The organism is Streptomyces sp. CC228A (assembly GCF_021390935.1).
Lineage (GTDB): Bacteria > Actinomycetota > Actinomycetes > Streptomycetales > Streptomycetaceae > Streptomyces.
Map to the genome: position 1 here is coordinate 107,999 of NZ_JAJPUI010000005.1, position 20,874 is coordinate 128,872.

A 20,874-nucleotide genomic window follows, 5' to 3' on the forward strand; every position below is an offset into this window, starting at 1 on the left:
CGACGTCCGCGCCGGGCCTCACCGCTCCAGGACGACGTCCGCGCCGCCCACCGTCACCATCAGGCCGTCCGGCGCGGCCTCGACGTCCCGGATCTCCAGCCCCGCGGGGAAGCCCGTCACGTCCCGCTCGAAGTCCGTGCGCTGCCTGACCAGTTCCTCAAGACCCGGGAGGCCCTGGCCCGGCACCTCGTCGGCACGCACCCGGATCGTGTCGCCGTCGACGGTGCTCACCGTGGAGAGCACGCTGCGGGTGATCTGCCGGCCGAGCAGTTCCACACTCCCGGTGACCTTGATCTTGCCGTTGCCGCCGTACCCGATGGTGACGTCGCTCTCCGAGACCTTGGCCAGCTCGTCGTAGGGGACGCGCGCGGTGCCGGTCGCGGTCGCGGCGACGGCCCGCGTGAAGTCGCCCTCCACCCGCACGCCGTGCAGTTCCGCGGTGAGCTCGCCCAGCCGCACCTGCTTGCCGCCGACGGTCGCCGCCGCCCCGGTCATCGCCAGGTCGACCTGCTCGAACCGCCGGTCCATGAACTGCGTCAGGAACGGGAAGCCCCTGATGGAGACCTCCGGCTGCGCGCTCAGCCCCTGTGCGGCCCGCAGCCGGTCGGCCGCCTCCGACTCGGCAGCGCTCACGGCGAGCCGGTCCCCGACGGCCAGCAGGCCGCCCAGGACGACGGCGATGGTCAGCAGTATCCGCAATGCTCGCAAGTCGGCGCTCCCCCGCTGCTCGTACGGCCGGTCCCGGACGGTCCGGCCCCGCCTCCCCCACGGGTATACGGCCCTGGGTCACCGATTGGTTCCCCCGACGGCTCGTGCGTCACACACGCCACACCGGCCGGCCCCGTCGGAGCCGGCCGGGAGGGCTCAGCCCAGCGCGCGCCCCAGCAGGTACACCACGGGCGCCGCCAGCGCGAGCGGCAGCGCGACCCCGGCCGTCATGTGCACGAACCGGGACGGGTAGTCGTAGCTGGCGACCCGCAGGCCGACCACCGCGCAGACTCCCGCCGCAAGGCCCAGTCCCGCGGGCGCGGCGCCCGCGCCCGTCCCGGTCGCCGCACCGGCGGCGAGGCCCGCGCCGGCCGCCGCGAGCAGCGCCGCGGCGAGGAGGCGGGGCCGGGCAGCGGCAGGGCGCGGGCCACCGCCGCGGCGGCCACCGCGAGGGCGGCGACGACGGCCGCGTCCGGCCCGGCGGCCAGGAAGCCGGCGCCCACGACGGCCAGTGCCGACGAGGCGACCGTCGCCATCAGCCCGTACATCCGCTCCTCCGGCGCCGCGTGGCTGCGCAGCTGGAGGACCAGGACGAGCAGCACCCACACGCCGAGCGTGCCGAGGATCGCGGCGGCGCGTGCTCGCGGCCCGCGGCCAGCAGCACGGCGTCCGCGACGACCCCGCCCAGGAAGGCCAGCGCGATGCCCTGCCGGGCCGGCCACATGCCGTTGAGGCGGAACCAACCCGCGGCCGTCACCGCCTGGAGCAGCAGGACGGGCACCAGCAGTCCGTACGGGCCGACGGCCGCGCCCGCCGCCAGCAGGACGCCCAGGAGCGCGGTCAGCCCCGCGGGCCGGATCCCGGGGGCGATGATCGGCGAGCGCCCTTCGGCGCGGGCCCGCTGGGCGTCCGTGATGCGGGTGTCGCCGAGGGTGGTGGGAGCGCCGCACGCGGGCCCCGCCCCGCCGCCGGGCGCCTCGGCCGCGTCCGGCGCGGGCTCCGGTGCTCCCCCGTACGGGGAAGGCTCGTGCCCCCGGGCGCGCCGCCCCCGGAGCCGGCTGCGGCCCGTACCCGGTGGAGCCGTACGCGGTGGACGCGTCACCGGCAGGCCCCGCCTCCGGTGCGTACGGAGCCGAGCCGTACCCGGCCTGCGCGGCTCCCGCCGGGTACGGGGCGGACCCGTGGCGGCCGGCGCGGCCCCCGGGGCCGCCTGGTCCTGCGGGTACGGGGCCGCCGCGTATCCGCTGTCCTGCGCGGGCGCGGCGGCTCGGGGGCGTACACCCGGGAGCCGTAGCCGGGGTGCGCGGCCTGCGGTTCCGCGGGGTACGCCGGGGCCGGGGGCGCCGGGTCCGCCACCGGCGGCAGACAGTCGGTGGGCGCGTCGTACGCGGCGGGTGCCGGGCCGGTCTGCTGCGGCGGCAGGTACACGCCGCCGTCCGGGGCGGACGGCACGGCGGGCTGGTAGTGGGTGTCCCAGGTCTGGCCCTCCCACGTCTGGGAGACGTCCTGGTCGGGTCCGCCCTGCGGCCCGTTCCGGTGCCCGCCCCCGTGGGCGCCCTGGTACGGGTACTGCTGATCGCTGCTCATGCTGCTGGGGTTCACCCTCCTGCGAACGGCGGGAGCACCTCGACCGTGCCGCCCTCGGCCAGCCGTACCGTCTCATGCGCGCGCGTGCCCACGGGGTCGCCGTCGACCAGGAACGAGCAGCGCTTCAGCACCCGCTCCAGCTCCCCGGGGTGCCGCCGGCGTGCGGCGTCGAGCGCCTCGGCCAGGGTCTGCGCGGCGTACGGCTCCTCGGCGATACCGGCGGCGGCCTTGGCCGCGGCCCAGTAGCGGATGGTTCCCGCTGCCATGGGGGCTCCTTTCGTCAGGGTTCCATCATGGGCCACGCGTCCGGCGGACCCGCCGCCAGCCAGCGGCCGATCCGGCCCAGCAGGGCGTCGTCCGCGGCGTTCTCGGCGTGCCCCATCCCCCGCTCCAGCCACAGCTCGGCGGCGCCGCCCGCCGCCTCGGCGAGCGCCAGCGGGTGGTCGAGCGGGAAGTACGGGTCGCGGTCGCCGTGCACGACGAGCAGCGGCACCGCCGGGACGATCAGCGGCACGGCCTCCACCGGGGACAGCGGCACAGGGTCCCAGTCGCGGTCGTGGATCCGGGTCCGGAAGCCGTAGCGGCCCACCAGCCTCCCGGCGGGCCGCGTGATCAGCCAGTGCACCCGCCGCATCGGAGCCGTACCGCGGTAGTACCAGCGCGCGGGCGCACTGACGGACGCCACGGCGTCGGTCCGCGCCTGCGCGCCCCCTTCGCGCCCCGGCCCGTGCAGGGCGGCGTGCCGCAGCACGACCGACCCGCCCATCGAGAACCCGACGGTCGCCACGCGGTCGTGGCCCAGCTCCCGCGCCCACGCCACGGCGGCCGCCACGTCGAGGACCTCCCGGTCGCCCACGGTGGAGCGGCCGCCGGAACGGCCGTGGCCCCGGAACGAGAACGTCACGACGGACGCGCCGCGGGCCAGCACCCGGGCCGCGCGCCGCAGCGCCGGGCGGTCCACGGACCCCGTGAAGCCGTGCGCGACGACGATCGCGGTGCCGCCGCCCGCGGGGCGGGCCGCCGCGCAGGGGTCGTAGCGCGCGTCGAGGAGCACGCCGTCAGAGGTTCGCAAAAACCTCCGCAAGGTTGCGCCGGGACGGCCGCCGGTCGACGAGGGGAAGACCACACTGTGAAACGGACCCTCTGTCCCCGAAGTCATGTGGGCTATTCTGGCGGGCAGAGGATCCGGGCAGAGCAGCCCCCGGGTCCTTTTGCGTTTTCCGGCCGGTGTTACAGGCGGGTGAACAAAGGCTCTCAGGGCGCGGGAGCCGCAGGGAAAGAGCCAGTGCCGCAACGTCCTCGCAGGGACCGAGGAGGAACCGACGTGATGGGCCAGCCGACCGTGCACGACCGCAGGACGCCTACCCCGGCATGGGGGCTCCCCCTGCTGCAGCGCAGTACGGAGTGCGAGGGAGGCACCCGATGAGCTCTCTGCTGCTCCTGACCAACGCCCTCCAGCCGTCGACCGAGGTGCTTCCGGCGCTCGGCCTGCTGCTGCACCACGTGCGGGTGGCCCCCGCCGAGGGGCCGGCGCTCGTCGACACCCCCGGCGCCGACGTGATCCTGGTCGACGGCCGCCGCGACCTGCCGCAGGTCAGGTCGCTGTGCCAGCTGCTGCGCTCCACGGGCCCCGGCTGCCCGCTGCTGCTGGTGGTGACCGAGGGCGGGCTCGCCGCCGTCACCGCCGACTGGGGCGTCGACGACGTGCTCCTCGACACGGCGGGCCCCGCCGAGGTGGAGGCGCGGCTGCGGCTCGCGCTGGGCCGCCAGCAGCTCACCGTCGACGACTCGCCCATGGAGATCCGCAACGGCGACCTCTCCGTGGACGAGGCCACGTACAGCGCGAAGCTGAAGGGCCGGGTCCTGGACCTGACCTTCAAGGAGTTCGAGCTGCTCAAGTACCTCGCGCAGCACCCCGGCCGGGTCTTCACCCGCGCCCAGCTGCTACAGGAGGTGTGGGGCTACGACTACTTCGGCGGCACCCGCACGGTCGACGTCCACGTGCGGCGGCTGCGGGCCAAGCTCGGCCCGGAGCACGAGTCGCTGATCGGCACGGTCCGCAACGTCGGCTACCGCTTCGTGGCCCCGGAGAAGGTGGAGCGCGCGGCCGAGGAGGCCCGGGCGGAGGCGCGCGCCGGGGCGCGCGCCGAGCGCGCCGTACCCGACGTCCTCCGTATGGAGCAGGCGGAAGAGGCAGGCGAAGCCGCCGCACGCCCTGCCCGCAGGTAGGTCACCCCGCGTAGACTGCCGCGCGTGGCCAAGGTGACGCGGGACGACGTGGCACGACTTGCGGGTACTTCGACCGCGGTCGTGAGCTACGTCATCAACAACGGACCCCGGCCGGTCGCCCCGGCCACGCGCGAGCGTGTCCTCGCCGCCATCAAGGAGCTGGGCTACCGGCCCGACCGGGTGGCCCAGGCGATGGCGTCGCGCCGGACCGACCTCATAGGCATGATCGTGCCCGACGCGCGGCAGCCGTTCTTCGCGGAGATGGCGCACGCGGTGGAACGCGCCGCCGCCGACCGCGGCAAGATGGTGCTGGTCGGCAACTCCGACTACCGCAACGAACGCGAGCTGCACTACCTGCGCGCGTTCCTCGGGATGCGGGTCGCCGGGCTGATCCTCGTCAGCCAGGGCCTGAGCAGGCAGGCCGCGGCGGAGATCGAGGCGTGGGACGCGCGGCTGGTGCTGCTGCACGAGCGGCCGGAGGCCATCGACGACGTGGCCGTCGTGACCGACGACATAGGCGGCGCCCAGCTCGCCACCCGCCACCTGCTGGAGCACGGCCACCCGTACGTGGCGTGCATGGGCGGTGTCGAGGGCACCCCGGCGGTCGGCGACCCGGTGACCGACCACGTGGAGGGCTGGCGCCGCGCCATGCAGGAGGCCGGGCTGCCCACGGAGGACCGGCTCTTCCACGCCCCCTTCAACCGCTACGACGCCTACGAGGTGGCCCTCAAGATCCTGTCGGGCCCCGACCGGCCGCCGGCGATCTTCTGCTCCACGGACGACCAGGCGATCGGCGTGCTCCGCGCGGCCCGCGAGCTGCGGCTCGACGTCCCCGGCGACCTGGCGGTGGCGGGCTTCGACGACGTGAAGGAAGCGGCCCTCACGGACCCGCCGCTGACGACGGTCTCCTCCGACCGCCCCGCCATGGGCCGCGCGGCGGTGGACCTGGTCCTGGACGACTCCCTGCGCGTCGCCGGCTCGCGCCGCGAGCGCGTGAAGCAGTTCCCGTCGGCCCTGGTGGTCCGCCGCAGCTGCGGCTGCGACGGGGCGTGAGCCGGAGGCTTCCACAGCTACCGGTCGCGCCGCGTCACCGATGAGCACCGCCTGTTCCACCAGGTCGTCGACGACGAGGTCCGCGTCGCGGCCTGCCGCCACCACCGCGGCCGGCAGGCACGCGTTCCGCCCGCGTCGGCGCGGTTCTGTCCGGGCTCTCAGGGTGTCCTCAGGCTCCTCTCATCCGCGCGCCCCACAGTCGTACCCATGACGGACCACTACCGCCGCCACGACGGCCTGCCGCAGTACGGGAACGACCACGCACCGGACCGGTACGCGGGGTCCGACGACCCGGGCCGCCCCCAGCCGCCGGCGTACGGGCAGCCGGGACCCCGGCAGCACGCGTACGGTCAGCCGGTGCACGGGCCCTCCCCCCACGCCCCGTCCGCGGACGGGCAGCCGGCAGGCGGGGAGTCGGCGCACCCGCAGCCCGCGCACGGGCAGGCGCAGTACGCCGCCGCGTGGCCCGCGGCCCCCGGCCCCGCGGCGGAGGGCCACGCCCCGGACAGGCGCAGGCGGCGCGCCAAGCGGCCCGTCGCCCTCGTCGCCGCCGTCGCCCTCGCGGCCGCCGCCGTCGGCGGGGCGCCGGCGCGCTGGCCCAGCGGCTCGCGGCCGGCGAACCGGTGGCGGCGGGCGGCGCGGTCCACGGCACCGGGATCGCCCAGTCGAGCAAGGGCACCGTCGCCGGTGTGGCGCAGGCGGTGTCGCCCAGCATCGTGGAGATCAAGGCGGACGGCCGCTCCGGCGGGTCGACCGGCTCCGGGGTGATCATCACCGCCGACGGCGAGATCGTCACCAACAACCACGTGGTCTCCGGCGCCTCCGAGATCCGCGTGCAGCTCAGCGACGGCAGCACGTACACCGCGGACGTCCTCGGCACCGCCCCGGACAAGGACCTGGCGCTCCTCAAGCTGCGCGGCGCCAAGGGCCTGAAAGCCGCCGTGCTCGGCGACTCCTCCCGGGTGCAGGTCGGCGAGCAGGTCGTCGCCATCGGCTCCCCCGAGGGCCTCACCGGCACCGTCACCAGCGGTATCGTCTCCGCCCTCGACCGGGACGTGACGGTCGCCAAGGACGACGGCGGCGACAGCGGGCAGCGCTCCTACGACCCCCGGCAGGGCTGGCCCTTCGAGTTCGGCGGGCAGCAGTTCAACGGCGACACCGGCTCCTCGACGACCACGTACAAGGCCCTCCAGACCGACGCCTCCCTCAACCCCGGCAACTCCGGCGGCGCGCTGATCGACATGAACGGCGAGGTCATCGGCATCAACTCCGCGATGTACGCCCCGAGCGGCGCGGGCGGTTCCGCCGCCGGCAGCGTCGGCCTCGGCTTCGCCATCCCGATCGACACCGTGAAGGCCGACCTCGGCGCGCTGCGCTCGGGCGGCTGATCCGGGGCTCCGTGCGACGCTGACACCCATGAACACCACCGCTGAGCCCGACCGCATCCTCGTCGTCGACGACGAGCCCGCCGTCCGCGAAGCGCTCCGGCGCAGCCTCGCCTTCGAGGGGTACGCCGCGGAGGTCGCCGTCGACGGCCTGGACGCCCTCGACAAGCTGGCGGCCCGCGCGCCGGACCTGGTCGTCCTCGACATCCAGATGCCCCGCATGGACGGCCTGACCGCCGCCCGCCGCATCCGGGCGTCCGGCTCGACGGTGCCGATCCTCATGCTGACCGCCCGGGACACCGTCGGCGACCGGGTCACCGGCCTCGACGCCGGCGCCGACGACTACCTGGTCAAACCCTTCGAGCTGGACGAGCTGTTCGCCCGGATCCGCGCCCTGCTGCGCCGCAGCTCGTACGGTGCGCGCGGCGACGGCGGCGACGCGGGCGACGCCGGCGAGGTCCTCGCCCACGGGGACCTGCGCATGGACCTCGCGACCCGCGAGGTGACCCGCGGCGGGCGGCGCGTGGAGCTGACCCGCACCGAGTTCACGCTGCTGGAGATGTTCCTCGCGCACCCCCGGCAGGTGCTCACCCGCGAGCAGATCCTCAAGGCGGTCTGGGGCTTCGACTTCGAGCCCTCCTCGAACTCCCTGGACGTGTACGTGATGTACCTGCGGCGCAAGACGGAGGCCGGCGGCGAGCCGCGCCTCGTGCACACGGTGCGCGGGGTCGGCTACGTCCTGCGGGACGCGGGGGCGGCGAGTGACCGCCCCTGCGCCGCCGGTGCCCGCCCACGCCCCCGGCGCTGCTCCCGGTCCCGCCCGGGGCCCCGGTCCCGTGCGGCGGTTCCGCGCGCTGCCGCTGCGGTCGCGGCTCGCCCTGCTGACGGCGGCGTCGGTGGCGATGGTGGTGGCGGCGGTGTCGGTGGCGTGCTGGTTCCTGGTGCGGGCGCGGCTCACGGACGAGTTCGACGCGTCGCTGCGGAACGTCGCGGTCGACGAGGGGTACGAGCGGATGCTCGTCACGGCCTGCGTGTCCGGCGGCCAGGCGCAGGTGCCGCCCGCCCCCGGCTCGTACACGGTGCAGATCGTCATGGCCGGCGGCGCCACCTGCACGGCCCCCGGCGCCTCCCCGATCCCGGCGCAGCCGGCCGACCTGGCGGTGGCGCGCGGGCAGCGGGAGGAGGCGCTGCACACGACGCGGGCCCGCGACGGCGTGGAGATGCGGGTCCGCACGTACCAGCCGAGGAACCAGGGCGTCTTCGCGGTGTCGGTGGCCCGTCCGCTGACGGAGATCGAGAACTCGATGTCCACGCTGTTCTGGGTGCTGCTGCTGGTGTCGGGCCTCGGGGTGGTCGGCGCGGGTGCGGCGGGCCTGTGGGTGGCCAGGACCGGGCTGAAGCCCGTCGACCGGCTCACCGACGCGGTGGAGCACATCGCCCACACCGAGGACCTCACCGTGCGGATCCCGGCGGAGGGCGAGGACGAGATCGCCCGCCTGTCGCGCTCCTTCAACGCGATGACCGCCGCGCTCGCCTCCTCCCGCGACCGGCAGGCGCAGCTCATCGCGGACGCCGGCCATGAGCTGCGCACGCCGCTGACCTCGCTGCGGACGAACATCGAGCTGCTGGCGCGCAGCGAGGAGACCGGCCGGGCGATCCCCGCGGAGGACCGCAGGGCGCTGCTGGCCTCGCTCACGGCGCAGATGACCGAACTGGCCGCGCTCATCGGCGACCTCCAGGAGCTGTCCCGCCCGGACGGGCCGGCGCCGGGCCGCACGGAGGTGGTACCGCTGCACGAGGTGCTCGGCACGGCCCTGGCCCGGGTGCGGCTGCGCGCCCGCCGGCTGGTGTTCCACGAGGACATCCGCCCCTGGTACGTGCGGGCGGAGCGGCCCGCGTTGGAACGGGCGCTGGTGAACGTGCTGGACAACGCCGTGAAGTTCTCGCCGCCCGACGGGACGGTGGAGGTGTCCCTGCACGGCGGCGCCGTCACGGTGCGGGACCACGGCCCCGGCATCCCGCCGGACGAACTCCCGCACGTCTTCGAGCGGTTCTGGCGCTCGCCGTCGGCCCGCTCCCTGCCCGGGTCCGGCCTCGGCCTGTCGATCGTGGCGCGCACGGTGGGCCGGGCGGGCGGCGAGGTGGCCCTCGCGCCCGCCGAGGGCGGCGGCACCCGCGCGGTGATCCGCCTCCCGGGGGCCCCGACACCGCCGCCCCCGGCACCGGGGTCAGTTGTGCCGCAGGAGTGAGGCGACCAGCCCGGCGCGGGTGGCGGGGAAGTCCATCGGGACGATGCCGAGCCCGCGCCAGCCGGCCGCCTCCGCGCTGTCCATCAGCGCGTGGACCTGCGGGTTGAGCCGGTCGGCGTTCCAGCGGGGCGGCAGCAGCGCGGCGGTGGACACGTGGTTGACGTACAGCTTCCCCGGCTGGGCGGCGGCCTTCCTGAAGTGGGCCTCGATCTTCGGCCACTTCGCGAAGGGCTCGGCCCGGTAGTCGTCCTGGACGTCGAAGAGGGCGCCGTCCCCGTACCGCACGCCCGGCAGACCGCCGTTGTCGGCGAGGAGGACGACCCGGCCGCGGGCCTCGCCGAGCAGGGGCAGCCCGGGGCCGATGCGGAAGAGGGGGCGCCAGTTCTTGGCGTCGAGGTAGCGGTCGAAGACCGCCCGGAAGGCGGCGTCGGACTCCTGCGAGTACTCCTGCTTGACCCGCATGAGGACGGTCTCGCCGGGGTGCGCCGCGAGGAAGTCGCGGCAGGCGATGAGGACGTCGCCGAACATCCGGTGCTGGTAGAAGGCGCCGTGGTGGAGGGCGAAGGCGTCGCCGGTCACCCGGCAGCGGATGTCCAGGTAGCGGATGCCGCTGTCCAGTTGCTGGGCGATCGTCGTGTTCTGGCATGCCACCCAGAGCCCGCCTTCGGGGGCGCCGGAGTTGTGCGTGCCGGGGATGGTGAGGGCCCGCAGGGGCGTGGTGTCGGGGTGCGCGCCCATCCAGTCCCGCAGATCCGCCGCCGTGCGGGCGCGGGCGGGCGCGGCGCCCAGTGCGGCGAGCGCCAGGGCCGCGCCTCCGGCAAGGAACCCGCGTCGGTCGAGAGCCATGGGCGGAGTATGGCGGGTACACGTCAATACAGCCAGACCGCTGCGGGGCCCGCGTGCGGACTCTGACGGCACGGCGGGACGCAGGCGCGGCATGACGCACCGCGGCTTGCCGCACCGCCGGACGCAGCACAGCTCGACGCACCACGGCATGACGCACCACGCCATGACGCACTACGGCATGAGGCACCCCCGGACGCAGCGGGACGCGCTCCTGCACCCCGCCCCGCCCGCTCCCGCACCGCACCGCGCCCCGGGCGCGGGGCCCGCCGGGCGCACCCCGTACCGGAGCGAACCGGCCCGCGGGCCGGGCCGCGGACGCGAACGGGGCGGCGGCCTGTCGGCTCGCCGCCCCGTCGCACTGCCGGGTGCGGGTGGTGCTCCCGGGTGTTACTGGAGGACCGTGATCCGGCCCGTCGCCGGGGGCGCGAGCGGCGCGCCGGCCGAGGAGTGGGCGCCGAGGTAGTCGATCAGCACGTCCAGGTCGGAGGCGCCGACCAGCTTGTTGCCGCCCTCGGTGAAGACGGTGAAGCCGTCGCCGCCGCCGGCCAGGAACTCGTTCATCGCGACGCGGTAGGTCTTCGCCGGGTCGAGCGGCTCGCCGTTCAGCCGCACGGACGCGGTGTCGACGCGGTCGGCGCCGGACTTCGTCATGTCGAGCGTGTACGTGAAGCCCCGCGACACCTGGAGGATCTTCACGGCCTCCGCGTTGCGCCCGCTGACCTGCTGCTGCAGCGCGGTGACGATCTGCGCCCCGGTGAGGTCGAGGACGGTCATCATGTTCGTGAACGGCTGGACGGTGTACGCCTCGCCGTAGGTGACGACGCCGTCGCCCTCGCCCGCGGTGGAGCCCGCGTGCACGAGGTCGGAGCGGATACCGCCGGGGTTCATGAACGCGATCTGCGCGCCGCCCTTGCCGGCCGGGGCCAGGCCCTCCAGCTGGGCGTCGGCGATCAGGTTGCCGAGCGGCTTCTCCAGGGCACCGGAGCCGCGGCCCTCGATGTCGGCGGAGATGTGGCCGACGGGGCGGTTGGCGATGGGGGCGGCGAGGCCGTTCCAGCGGTCGATGAGCCGGGTCATGTCCGGGGCCTTGGCGACGTCGCGGGTGACGACGTGGTTGGCGGACGTGACCGCCGTGCGGACGATGTCCTTGGTGCGCCGGTCGTAGGTCAGCGTCGTGTCGGTGTAGAGGCGCCCGAAGGACGCTGCCGAGGTGACGGTGCGCGGCGTGCCGGACGGGTCCGGGATGGTGCAGGCGTACGCCTGGTGGGTGTGGCCGGTGACGACCGCGTCGACCTGCGGGGTGATGTTGCGGGCGATGTCGACGATGGGCCCGGAGATGCCGTCGCCGGGGCCGGGGCTGTCGCAGTCGTAGTTGTACGAGCCGGAGGCCGGGTATCCGCCTTCGTGAATGAGGGCGACGATCGACTTGACGCCCTTGCGCTCCAGGACCTTGGCGTACTTGTTGATGGTCTCGACCTCGTCGCCGAACTTCAGGCCCTTGATGCCCTCGGCGCTGACGATGTTGGCCGTGTCCTCCAGGGTCACGCCGATGAAACCGATCTTGACCCCGCCCTTCTTCCAGATGAAGTACGGGTCGAGGATCGGCTTGCCGGTCTTCTCGCGGGTGACGTTCGCGGCGAGGAACGGGAAGTCGGCGCCGCCGAAGCCGCGGCCGTCGTAGCAGCCGTCCGCCGGGTGGCAGCCGCCGTCCTGGATGCGGGCGAGCTCGGCCGCGCCCTCGTCGAACTCGTGGTTGCCGACGGAGGTGACGTCGAGCTCCAGCTTGTTGAGCGCCTCGATCGTGGGCTCGTCGTGGAACAGGCCGGAGACCAGCGGGGAGGCGCCGACCATGTCGCCGGCGGCCGCGGTGATCGAGTACCGCTGGCCCTTGCGGGCCTCGCGCAGGTGGGTGGCGAGGTACTCGACGCCGCCCGCGTCGATGGTCTCGGTGCTGCCGTCCTCGTGGGTGTGGGTGACACGGCCCGCAGAACCGGCCGGCGGCTCCAGGTTGCCGTGCAGGTCGTTGAAGGAGAGCAGCTGCACGTCGACGGTGCGGCCGGCCTTCTTGCCGTACGTCCAGCCGGCGGACTCGGCGTTCGGCGCCTTCTGCTGCACGGCCCCGGCCGGCATGGCGGCCACGAGCGCACCGAGGGTGGCGAGTCCGGCGGCGGTGGCGAGTATCCGCCGCCCGTGCCGCTTCTTGTGGCGAGTCGCTGACATCTGTCCCCTTATTGCCCTTTGTTCCCGTTAGTTCCCCTGTGGCGCATGATGCTGCTGTTCAGGAAACAACCCCTGGTACGACACCACATGACACCGATTGACCTCACATGCCGTCACCAGGGGGTGCGCGCACCGCTGCCGACGTCGGGGCGTGAGGCCGTGGCCACTGATCTGCCGAGCGCAGCCTAAGGTCAACGCGCGTAGCGCAACAGGGGGGAGCGGGTCACAACCCGGTTGCCATCACCCGACGAGCACCCCGGAAGCACCCCCCGGACCGACGAGGGCCGCCGTAGGCTCGTCCCCATGACCACTGACGCTCCCGCATCGGCGACGGCCTACGAACCGGGCCGCCGCATCGAGACCTTCGACGAGCTCACCCCGGAGCAGGTCGAGGCCGTCCTCGCCCTCATCACGGACGCCGCCCAGGTGGACGGCATGCCGGCGGTGTCGGAGCAGGGGCGCCTCCAACTGCGCGGAGGCCGGCGCGAGGGCGTCCGGCACCTGCTGCTCAGCGTCGGCGACCGCCTCGTCGGCTACGCCCAGCTGGAGGACACCGACCCGGTGGAGGCCCCGGCGGCCGAACTGGTCGTCGACCCGTCCCAGCGGGGCCGCGGCCACGGCCGGGCCCTCGGCTCGGCCCTGCTGGGCGAGTCCGGCAAGCGGCTGCGGCTCTGGGCGCACGGCGGCAAGTCGGCCGCCCGCCACCTGGCCCAGGTGCTCGGCCTGACTCTCTTCCGCGAGCTGCGCCAACTCCGCCGCCCGCTGTCCCCCTTGGACATCCCCGAGCCGGCGCTGCCGCCGGGCGTCCGGATCCGCACCTTCGAGCCCGGCAAGGACGACGCGGCCTGGCTCGCCGTCAACGCGGCCGCCTTCGCCCACCACCCCGAGCAGGGCTCCCTCACCCAGCGCGACCTCGACGACCGCAAGGCCGAACCGTGGTTCGACCCGCAGGGCTTCTTCCTCGCCGAGCGCGAGTCGGACGGCGCCCTCGTCGGCTTCCACTGGACGAAGGTCCACGCGGAGGAGCAGCTCGGCGAGGTGTACGTCGTCGGCATCGCGCCCGACGCCCAGGGCGGCGGCCTCGGCAAGGCCCTCACCGCCATCGGCCTGCGCCACCTGGCCGCCCAGGGCCTGCCCACGGCCATGCTGTACGTCGACGCCGACAACACCCCGGCCCTGCGCGTGTACGAGGGCCTGGGCTTCACCACCCACGAGGTGGACCTGATGTACCGCACGGAGACCTGACCGGCGGGGCACCGCCCCGCCACCACACCGCCACGGCCCCACCGGGGCCGCCCGAAGGGGTGCTGCCGGTTGACAGCACCCCTTTTCCGGAGGAACCTTTCACTACTTCATTAGTGAAAGGGGGGAAGTCGCGTGCTCGCCTACCGGATCGACCGCCGCAGCGGCGTCGCCACTTACCTCCAGATCGTCCAGCAGACCAAACAGGCGCTGCGGCTGGGCCTGTTGCAGCCCGGGGACAAGCTCCCCACCGCCCGCGAGGTGGTCGAGGCGACCGCCATCAACCCGAACACGGTCCTGAAGGCCTACCGCGAACTGGAGCGCGAAGGGCTCGTCGAAGCACGGCGCGGACTGGGCACCTTCGTGCGCCGCACCCTGGGCGGCGGCGCCACCGACGCATCGCTGCGTGCAGAGCTGGCCGACTGGGTCACCCGCGCCGGCGGCGCCGGGATGGATCGGGACGACATGACCGCGCTGTTCGGCGCCGTACTGGACGCGTTCCAGAAGGGGGAACACCCGTGACCACAGGGCCTGCCCTTGAGGCCGTCGGCCTCGGCAAGGCGTACCGCCGCAGGGACGCCCTGCGTGACTGCTCCTTCCGGCTGCCGTACGGCCGCGTCTGCGCGCTCGTCGGGCCGAACGGCGCCGGGAAGTCCACGCTGCTCGCCCTCGCCGCCGGGGTGCTGCGCCCCGGCAGCGGAGCGCTGCGCGTGCTCGGCACCGACCCCGCGTCGGCCCGCGAGCGGATCGCCTACGTGTCCCAGGACAAGCCGCTCTACCCCCAGCTCTCGGTGCGGGAGACGCTGCGCATGGGCGCGGAGCTCAACCCGCGGCGCTGGGACGGCGACGCCGCCGACGCGGTCGCCGCACCGCTCGACCCCGCGTCCGCCGTACGCTCCCTGTCCGGCGGACAGCGCACCCGGCTCGCCCTGGCACTGGCGCTCGGCAAGCGACCGGAACTGCTGCTGCTGGACGAGCCGATGGCGGACCTCGACCCGCTGGCCCGCCACCAGCTCATGGGCGCGCTCATGGCGGACGCCGCCGAGCGCGGCACCACCGTGGTGATGTCCTCGCACATCCTCACCGAGCTGGAGGGCGCCTGCGACCACCTGCTGCTCCTCGACGGCGGACGGATACGCCTGGGCGGCGCCGTCGACGGCGTGCTGGGCGCCCACACCGTGCTGACCGGGCCGGCCGCCGAGGCGGACAGGGCGCTCGCCCCGTACACCGTCGTCGAAGCCCGCACGACGGGCCGCCAGACCACCGCGCTCGTCAGGAACGAGACGGGAACGCCCCCACCCGACTCCTGGCAGGCCACCGAACCGTCCCTGGAGGAACTGCTGCTCTCCCATCTGCGGGCACCGGGCGCCCCCGCCCTGCTCGACGCCGAGACGGCCCCGGCCCGGGAAGGGCTGGTGGCGGCGTGAGCGTGCTGTCCCCGAGCGGGAGCGGGTGGGTCGCCGTGCGGCAGCACCGCAGGGCGCTGTGGGCCGCCGGATGGCTGGTGGCTGTCGCCGCCGCCATCCCCCTGACACTGCGGATATGGCTGGCCGCCTCCCCCGGCGAGGCTGCCTGCCTGGCGGGGGACTGGCACATGTGCGACGCCCGCGCCTTCAACGGCCAGATGTCGATCACGGGGCTGCTGTGGCTGGCCATGGAGTACGCCGACCAATCACTGCTGTTCCTGCCCGCGCTGCTGGGCGCCTTCGTGGCGGGCCCGCTGGTCGCCCGCGAACTGGAGAGCGGCACCTACCGGCTGGCGTGGACCCAGTCCGTGTCGCCCCGGCGGTGGCTCGCCACCAGGACGGCCGCGGCGGCAGCCGTCGCCGTGGTGCTCTCCGCACTGCTCATCGGGACGTTCCAGCTGGGTGGGGCGTCCGTCGGATTCAGGTCCCTTGCCCACTGGCCGGAGCGGGGCACGTACGAGTCATCGGGTCCCGTCCTGGTGGCGTACTGCCTGCTCGGGGTGGCCGTCGGCGTGCTCGTCGGACTGCTGGTGCGGCGCACCGTGCCTGCCATGGCGGTGGCGGGCGGGGCGTCCGCGCTGGTGGTCCTGCTCTTCGGATCGTTCCGCTGGGACCTGTGGCCGCACAAGGTGCTGAGCGGCGCCGGCACGGGCCGCGAGGGCGGCTGGGCCTCACTGCCGCCGGACACCTTCGTGCTGCGCTCCGGCTACGTCACCGAGGACGGCGCACGGCTGCCGTACGACAGCTGCTGGGACCTGCAGACCGGCCATGACGCCTGCCCTCCGGAGCTGGGTGTCACCAGCTGGTTCATCGAGTACCACCCGCCGTCGGCGTTCTGGCCGGTGCAGCTCACCGAGACGGCCCTCATCCTGGCCCTGGCCGCGGCCGTCGCCGCCGCGGCCTTCCGGGTGCTGCGCAGGCACCACGCCTGAGCGGACGCCGGACGCGGGAGGGGGCGGAACGGGATTCCGCCCCCTCCCGCTGGCGCCCGCCCGCGCGGCCACCATCCGCTCCCCACGCACCGCGCACCCCGGCCGCCCCCTCCTGCGCGTACCGGCCGTCCCGCTCCCGCAGGCGTACGCCCCCGCGCCTCCGTCTGCTCCCCGCGTACCGCGCGCTCCCCCGCCGCCCGCCGCCCTCCCGCGCGCGCCCGGCCGCCCCGCGCCCGGGCCACCGTTCCGGCCCCGCCCGGCACGCGCCGCGCACCCCGCTCACCGGCTACCCGACCCACCGCCGGCCTCGCTCCTCCTGAGCCCCTCTCCGCCGCCCCGTGCCCCCGGCCCGCGGGCCCGCCCCCTCACGAGCCGCGCACGGCCGCCCGGCGCCGCCGCCGCAGCCGGGCCGGCCACCCGGCGGGGCAGCGCATCAGGCCGTTCAGGCCGTTTCCGGCCGACCGGCGGCCGTCTCAGAGCCCCCTGAACGTCACGTTGCCGTTACCGATCATTCAGACTCGCTTGCGACGCTCGCCCAATGAAGCCCGCCGTGTCCGCCCTCACGGCCCGCTCCGACGCGCCTGACCAGCCCTTAGCGCGGAAGAATGGTGCTATGAGCCAGCAGCCCGCCGAGGTCCCGGTCGCCCAGCAGGTACTACCGTCGTCGGCCCAGCCCGCGCAGCCGCCCGTGGGTGCCATCGCCGCGCACCGCCCCCGCAGCATCGCCCACGTGCCCGTGTCCGACCTGGAGCACGAGCTCGACGCCGATCCGGACACGTACGCCGCCGAGAGCGCGGCCCGCACCGACCTGCCCGAGGGCCGGTTCCTGGATCGCGAGCGCAGCTGGCTCGCCTTCAACGAGCGGGTCCTGGAGCTCGCCGAGGACCCCTCCACCCCGCTCCTGGAACGCGCGAACTTCCTCGCGATCTTCGCCTCGAACCTGGACGAGTTCTTCATGGTCCGGGTCGCCGGCCTCAAGCGCCGCATCGCCACCGGCGTCGCCACCCGCTCCGCCTCGGGCCTCCAGCCCCGCGAGGTGCTGGAACTGATCTGGACCCGTTCGCGGGAGCTCATGGCCCGGCACGCCGCCTGCTTCCAGCAGGACGTCTCCCCCGCCCTGGCCGACGAGGGCATCCACCTGATCCGCTGGCCCGACCTGACCGACAAGGAGCAGGCGCGCCTCTTCACGCTCTTCCGGCAGCAGATCTTCCCCGTCCTCACCCCGCTCGCCGTCGACCCCGCGCACCCCTTCCCGTACATCTCCGGGCTCTCCCTGAACCTGGCCGTGGTCGTGCGGAACCCGGTCTCCGGGCACCGGCACTTCGCGCGCGTCAAGGTGCCGCCGCTGCTGTCCCGCTTCCTGGAGGCGTCCCCGCAGCGGTACGTCCCCCTGGAGGACGTCATAGCCGCGCACCTGGAGGAGCTCTTCCCCGGCATGGAGGTGCTGGCGCACCACATGTTCCGGGTGACCAGGAACGAGGACCTGGAGGTCGAGGAGGACGACGCCGAGAACCTCCTGCAGGCCCTGGAGAAGGAGCTCATGCGGCGCCGCTTCGGCCCGCCGGTGCGGCTGGAGGTCGAGGAGTCCATCGACCCGTACGTCCTCGACCTGCTGGTACGGGAGCTGAAGGTCTCCGACGCCGAGGTGTACCCGCTGCCCGGGCCGCTGGACCTCACCGGCCTGTTCGGCATAGCCGCCCAGGACCGGCCGGAGCTGAAGTACCCGAAGTTCATCGCGGGCACCCACCGGGACCTGGCCGAGGTCGAGTCCGCGTCCGCGCCCGACATCTTCGCGGCGCTGCGCGAACGGGACGTCCTCCTGCACCACCCGTACGACAGCTTCTCCACGTCCGTGCAGGCGTTCCTGGAGCAGGCCGCCGCCGACCCGGACGTCCTCGCGATCAAGCAGACGCTGTACCGGACCTCCGGCGACTCCCCGATAGTCGACGCGCTCATCGACGCCGCCGAGTCCGGCAAGCAGGTCCTCGTCCTCGTCGAGATCAAGGCCCGCTTCGACGAGCAGGCCAACATCAAGTGGGCGCGCAAGCTGGAGGAGGCCGGCTGCCACGTCGTCTACGGCCTCGTGGGCCTGAAGACCCACTGCAAGCTGTCCCTCGTGGTGCGGCAGGAGGGCGACGTGCTGCGCCGGTACAGCCACGTCGGCACGGGCAACTACCACCCCAAGACCGCCCGCCTGTACGAGGACCTCGGCCTGCTCACCGCGGACCCGCAGGTCGGCGCGGACCTCTCCGACCTGTTCAACCGGCTCTCCGGCTACTCCCGCCGCGAGACCTACCGGCGGCTGCTGGTCGCGCCGAAGTCGCTGCGCGACGGCCTGGTGTCCCGCGTCGACCGGGAGATCGCCCACCACCGTGCGGGCCGCCCCGCGTCCGTCCGCATCAAGGTCAACTCGATGGTCGACGAGGCCGTCATCGACGCCTGCTACCGCGCGTCCCAGGCCGGCGTCCCCGTGGACATCTGGGTCCGCGGCATCTGCGCGCTGCGCCCGGGCGTCGTCGGGCTGTCCGAGAACATCCGGGTCCGGTCGGTGCTCGGCCGCTTCCTGGAGCACTCCCGGATCTTCGTCTTCGGCAACGGCGGCGAACCGGAGGTGTGGCTGGGCAGCGCCGACATGATGCACCGCAACCTCGACCGCCGCATCGAGGCGCTCGTACGGGTCGTCGACCCGGCGCACCGCGCCGCCCTGAACCGCCTGCTGGAGACCGGCATGGCCGACACCACGTCCTCCTGGCACCTCGGCCCGGACGGCAACTGGACGCGCCACGCGGTGGACGGCGACGGGCAGCCGCTGCGCCATGTCCAGGAGATGCTGATTGACGCCCGGAGGCGCCGACGTGCACAACCCTGACGACGAGGTCGTCACCGCCGAGACCGCCGGCGAGGTCCTCGCCCCCTACCTGCACGCCCGGGCGAACGACTTCCTGCGGGCCCTGCGCCGGCACGGCGAGAGCAGCGGGACCGACGCCGCCGGGACGGAGGAGGCCACCCGCTCCCTGCGGGCGGCCGCCCGGCGCATCGGCGGGACCCTGCACACCTTCCGGCCGCTGCTGGACGGCGCCTGGGCCGACGGCCTGCGCACCGAGCTCGCCTGGGCGTCCGGGACGCTGGCGCAGGAGCAGGCCTGCACCTCGCGGCTGGTCCGGCTGGTGGACGCGCTGTCCCGGCTGACGGGCGCCGGGGCGCGCCCCGGGACCGGGTGCCGCAGCCCCGCGGCGCGGGCGGGGGCGGGGAGGCGCTGCGGCTCGGCGCGGCCAAGGCCGGCGCGCTGCTGGAGCGGCAGCTGACGCTGGCCCGTACGCGGGCCCACTCGGCGGCGCTGCAGGCACTGGGCTCGGCGCGGTTCCACGCGGTCGCCGACGCCGTGGCGCTGCTGGCGTCCGACGTCCCGCTGGGCCCGGCGGCGGCACGGCCTGCCGGGGAACTCCTGGCGCCCCCGGCGGAGGTCGTGGAGCGGCGCCTGCGGGAGGCGGTGCGGGCCCTGCCGATGGCGCCCGCGGTGGGCGGCGAGCACCAGGACGCGCACTGGCACCAGGCGCGGCTGCTGCTGCGGCTGCACCGCTACGCCCTGGAGGTGCGGTCCGCCCCGGCGCCCGAGCTCTACGAGGCGGGCGCGGCGCTCGACCGCCACCGGGACGCCGCCGAGGCCGCGGCCGCCGCCGCCGCGGCCGCCCGCACGCCCCGGATCGCCCCGACGACGGCGTACGCCCTGGGGGTGCTGCACGCGGACCAGCGCCACGAGGTGGAGGCGGCGCGGCTGGCCTTCCACCGGAGGTGGCAGCGGACGGCGGTCGCGGCGACGTGACGCGCGGACCGGTCGAGGCGGCGGGCTGCGTGCTGTGGCGCGAGACCGCGTCCGGCACCCTGGAGGTGTGCCTGGTCCACCGGCCCCGGTACGACGACTGGTCCCTGCCGAAGGGCAAGCGGAAGCGGGGCGAGACCCTGCGGGACACCGCTGTCCGCGAGGTCCGCGAGGAGACCGGCCACACCTGCGTCCTGGGCGGCCGGCTGGGCACGGTGTACTACACCGCGAAGGGCCGCGCCAAGGAGGTCACGTACTGGTCGGCGCAGGCCACGGGCGGTGCGTTCCGCCCAAGCCGCGAGGTGGACGCGGTGGCGTGGCTGCCCCCGGCCGAGGCCGAGGCCCGGCTGACCCACGCCCTGGACCGGCCCCTGATCCGGTCCTTCCTGGCCTCGCCGGACTGAGGCGGACCCACCCGCCGGCCCCGCACACCCGCGGTCCTTCCTGGCCTCGCCGGACTGAGGCGGACCCACCCGTGGGCCGCGCACACCCACAGCCGGCGCACACCCGCGGCGGCGCACACCCGCGGCGGCGCACACCCGCGGTCGGCGCACGCCCCGCCGAACTGAGGGCGGACCCACCCGCCACGCCCCCGTACCCCGCGGCGGCGCACACCCCGCCGAACTCACGGCGGACCCACCCGCCACGCCCTCGCACCCCTGCGGTCGGCGGCTGCCCCGAGGCTGCCGCACCCCGGTGGCCCGCGCGTACCCCCGCGTTCGGCGCACGGCCCCAGGCTGCCGCACCCCGGTGGGCCCGTAACGCCCCGCCCCCGCCAGGCTGCGCCCCGCCCCCGGCGCGGCGGCCGGAGCGCACGTCGGGCACGGGAGCCGTAGGCTGGAACGTCCGCCCGGTACGGGACCGCCGCGCGCCGCGCAGCAGTGTGCGGCAGGCACCGTGCCGGGGCCGCTCCCGCCGTGTGCCGCAGGGCCGAGAGCCGAGCCCTCGTTCCTCACGGCCCGGCGCGGGCGGGGAGAACCGACGCGAGAAGCGCTGACGCGGTGGCCATGGTGGACGTGACCGACGGAGGCCGGGACGTGGGGCGGGCGAACCGGCCGCAGCACCCCGCCCCCGCCCCACCGCGCCCGGAACCCGCCCCCGCGGGCCGCCGGCCACCCCGCGCCCGCGTACTGCGAG

15 protein-coding genes and 4 pseudogenes are annotated in these 20,874 nt (G+C 75.0%); 12 read left to right on the plus strand and 7 right to left on the minus strand.

Features of this window, described 5'->3' with window-relative positions; all coding sequences use genetic code 11:
* Nucleotides 1-18: 18 nt before the first annotated feature.
* The 5 genes and pseudogenes from L6E17_RS15990 to L6E17_RS16005 all read right to left on the minus strand — a co-directional run bounded on the left by L6E17_RS15990 (nucleotide 19) and on the right by L6E17_RS16005 (nucleotide 3,454).
* Nucleotides 19-708, minus strand: coding sequence for a DUF2993 domain-containing protein (locus L6E17_RS15990; RefSeq protein ID WP_236241446.1), 690 nt, complete (start codon nucleotides 706-708; stop codon nucleotides 19-21).
* A gap of 156 nt (nucleotides 709-864) precedes the next feature.
* Nucleotides 865-1,735: pseudogene (locus L6E17_RS15995) on the minus strand (hypothetical protein); the annotation flags it as partial.
* Between the two features lie 71 nt (nucleotides 1,736-1,806).
* Nucleotides 1,807-2,295 (minus strand): hypothetical protein, encoded by a 489-nt coding sequence (locus tag L6E17_RS31500; protein WP_374109063.1) that lies wholly within the window; start codon nucleotides 2,293-2,295, stop codon nucleotides 1,807-1,809.
* Between the two features lie 11 nt (nucleotides 2,296-2,306).
* Nucleotides 2,307-2,561, minus strand: coding sequence for a MoaD/ThiS family protein (locus L6E17_RS16000; protein WP_236241447.1), 255 nt, complete (start codon nucleotides 2,559-2,561; stop codon nucleotides 2,307-2,309).
* Nucleotides 2,562-2,575: 14 nt separating this feature from the next.
* Nucleotides 2,576-3,454: an alpha/beta hydrolase gene (locus L6E17_RS16005; RefSeq protein ID WP_236241448.1), complete on the minus strand. Its 879-nt coding sequence runs from the start codon at nucleotides 3,452-3,454 to the stop codon at nucleotides 2,576-2,578.
* A gap of 263 nt (nucleotides 3,455-3,717) precedes the next feature.
* On the opposite strand from L6E17_RS16005, the gene L6E17_RS16010 reads away from it, so the two are divergent.
* From L6E17_RS16010 to L6E17_RS16035, 5 genes and pseudogenes are all read left to right on the plus strand, one after another.
* Nucleotides 3,718-4,524 (plus strand): response regulator transcription factor, encoded by an 807-nt coding sequence (locus tag L6E17_RS16010; protein WP_236241449.1) that lies wholly within the window; start codon nucleotides 3,718-3,720, stop codon nucleotides 4,522-4,524.
* A gap of 24 nt (nucleotides 4,525-4,548) precedes the next feature.
* Nucleotides 4,549-5,577 carry a LacI family DNA-binding transcriptional regulator gene (locus L6E17_RS16015; protein WP_236241450.1) on the plus strand — a complete coding sequence of 343 codons (1,029 nt, stop codon included), beginning with the start codon at nucleotides 4,549-4,551 and terminating at the stop codon, nucleotides 5,575-5,577.
* 207 nt (nucleotides 5,578-5,784) lie between these two features.
* Nucleotides 5,785-6,965: pseudogene (locus L6E17_RS16025) on the plus strand (S1C family serine protease).
* A gap of 28 nt (nucleotides 6,966-6,993) precedes the next feature.
* Nucleotides 6,994-7,719, plus strand: a pseudogene (locus L6E17_RS16030) (response regulator transcription factor); the annotation flags it as partial.
* A gap of 79 nt (nucleotides 7,720-7,798) precedes the next feature.
* Entirely contained in the window at nucleotides 7,799-9,211 is a 1,413-nt protein-coding gene (locus L6E17_RS16035) for a HAMP domain-containing sensor histidine kinase (protein WP_236241451.1), read from the plus strand.
* Here L6E17_RS16035 and L6E17_RS16040 read toward each other — a convergent pair.
* Entirely contained in the window at nucleotides 9,191-10,057 is an 867-nt protein-coding gene (locus L6E17_RS16040; RefSeq protein WP_236241452.1) for a phosphatidylinositol-specific phospholipase C, read from the minus strand. The two genes, L6E17_RS16035 and L6E17_RS16040, sit on opposite strands and share 21 nt — an antisense overlap.
* Nucleotides 10,058-10,444: 387 nt before the next feature.
* Nucleotides 10,445-12,277 carry a bifunctional UDP-sugar hydrolase/5'-nucleotidase gene (locus tag L6E17_RS16045; protein WP_236241453.1) on the minus strand — a complete coding sequence of 611 codons (1,833 nt, stop codon included), beginning with the start codon at nucleotides 12,275-12,277 and terminating at the stop codon, nucleotides 10,445-10,447.
* A 303-nt stretch (nucleotides 12,278-12,580) separates the two neighbouring features.
* Between L6E17_RS16045 and mshD the strand changes: the two genes are divergently transcribed.
* The 7 genes and pseudogenes from mshD (at nucleotide 12,581) to L6E17_RS16080 (ending at nucleotide 20,141) form a co-directional block, all read left to right on the plus strand.
* Nucleotides 12,581-13,522: a mycothiol synthase gene (gene mshD, locus L6E17_RS16050; protein WP_236241454.1), complete on the plus strand. Its 942-nt coding sequence runs from the start codon at nucleotides 12,581-12,583 to the stop codon at nucleotides 13,520-13,522.
* 132 nt (nucleotides 13,523-13,654) lie between these two features.
* The gene (locus L6E17_RS16055) at nucleotides 13,655-14,041 is read left to right on the plus strand and encodes a GntR family transcriptional regulator (RefSeq protein ID WP_236241455.1); all 387 of its coding nucleotides are present in this window, start codon (nucleotides 13,655-13,657) and stop codon (nucleotides 14,039-14,041) included.
* Nucleotides 14,038-14,946, plus strand: coding sequence for an ABC transporter ATP-binding protein (locus L6E17_RS16060; RefSeq protein ID WP_236241456.1), 909 nt, complete (start codon nucleotides 14,038-14,040; stop codon nucleotides 14,944-14,946). The genes L6E17_RS16055 and L6E17_RS16060 overlap by 4 nt, the downstream gene beginning before the upstream one ends.
* The gene (locus L6E17_RS16065; RefSeq protein ID WP_236241457.1) at nucleotides 14,943-15,917 is read left to right on the plus strand and encodes an ABC transporter permease; all 975 of its coding nucleotides are present in this window, start codon (nucleotides 14,943-14,945) and stop codon (nucleotides 15,915-15,917) included. The genes L6E17_RS16060 and L6E17_RS16065 overlap by 4 nt, the downstream gene beginning before the upstream one ends.
* 613 nt (nucleotides 15,918-16,530) lie before the next feature.
* Nucleotides 16,531-18,786, plus strand: a complete 2,256-nt coding sequence (locus L6E17_RS16070; protein WP_236241458.1) for an RNA degradosome polyphosphate kinase — start codon at nucleotides 16,531-16,533, stop codon at nucleotides 18,784-18,786.
* A pseudogene (locus L6E17_RS16075) lies at nucleotides 18,773-19,740 on the plus strand (CHAD domain-containing protein). Before L6E17_RS16070 ends, L6E17_RS16075 begins: the two are co-directional and overlap by 14 nt.
* A complete protein-coding gene (locus L6E17_RS16080) occupies nucleotides 19,737-20,141 on the plus strand; it encodes an NUDIX hydrolase (protein WP_236241459.1) in 405 nt (134 codons plus the stop codon). Before L6E17_RS16075 ends, L6E17_RS16080 begins: the two are co-directional and overlap by 4 nt.
* Nucleotides 20,142-20,874 lie beyond the last annotated feature (733 nt).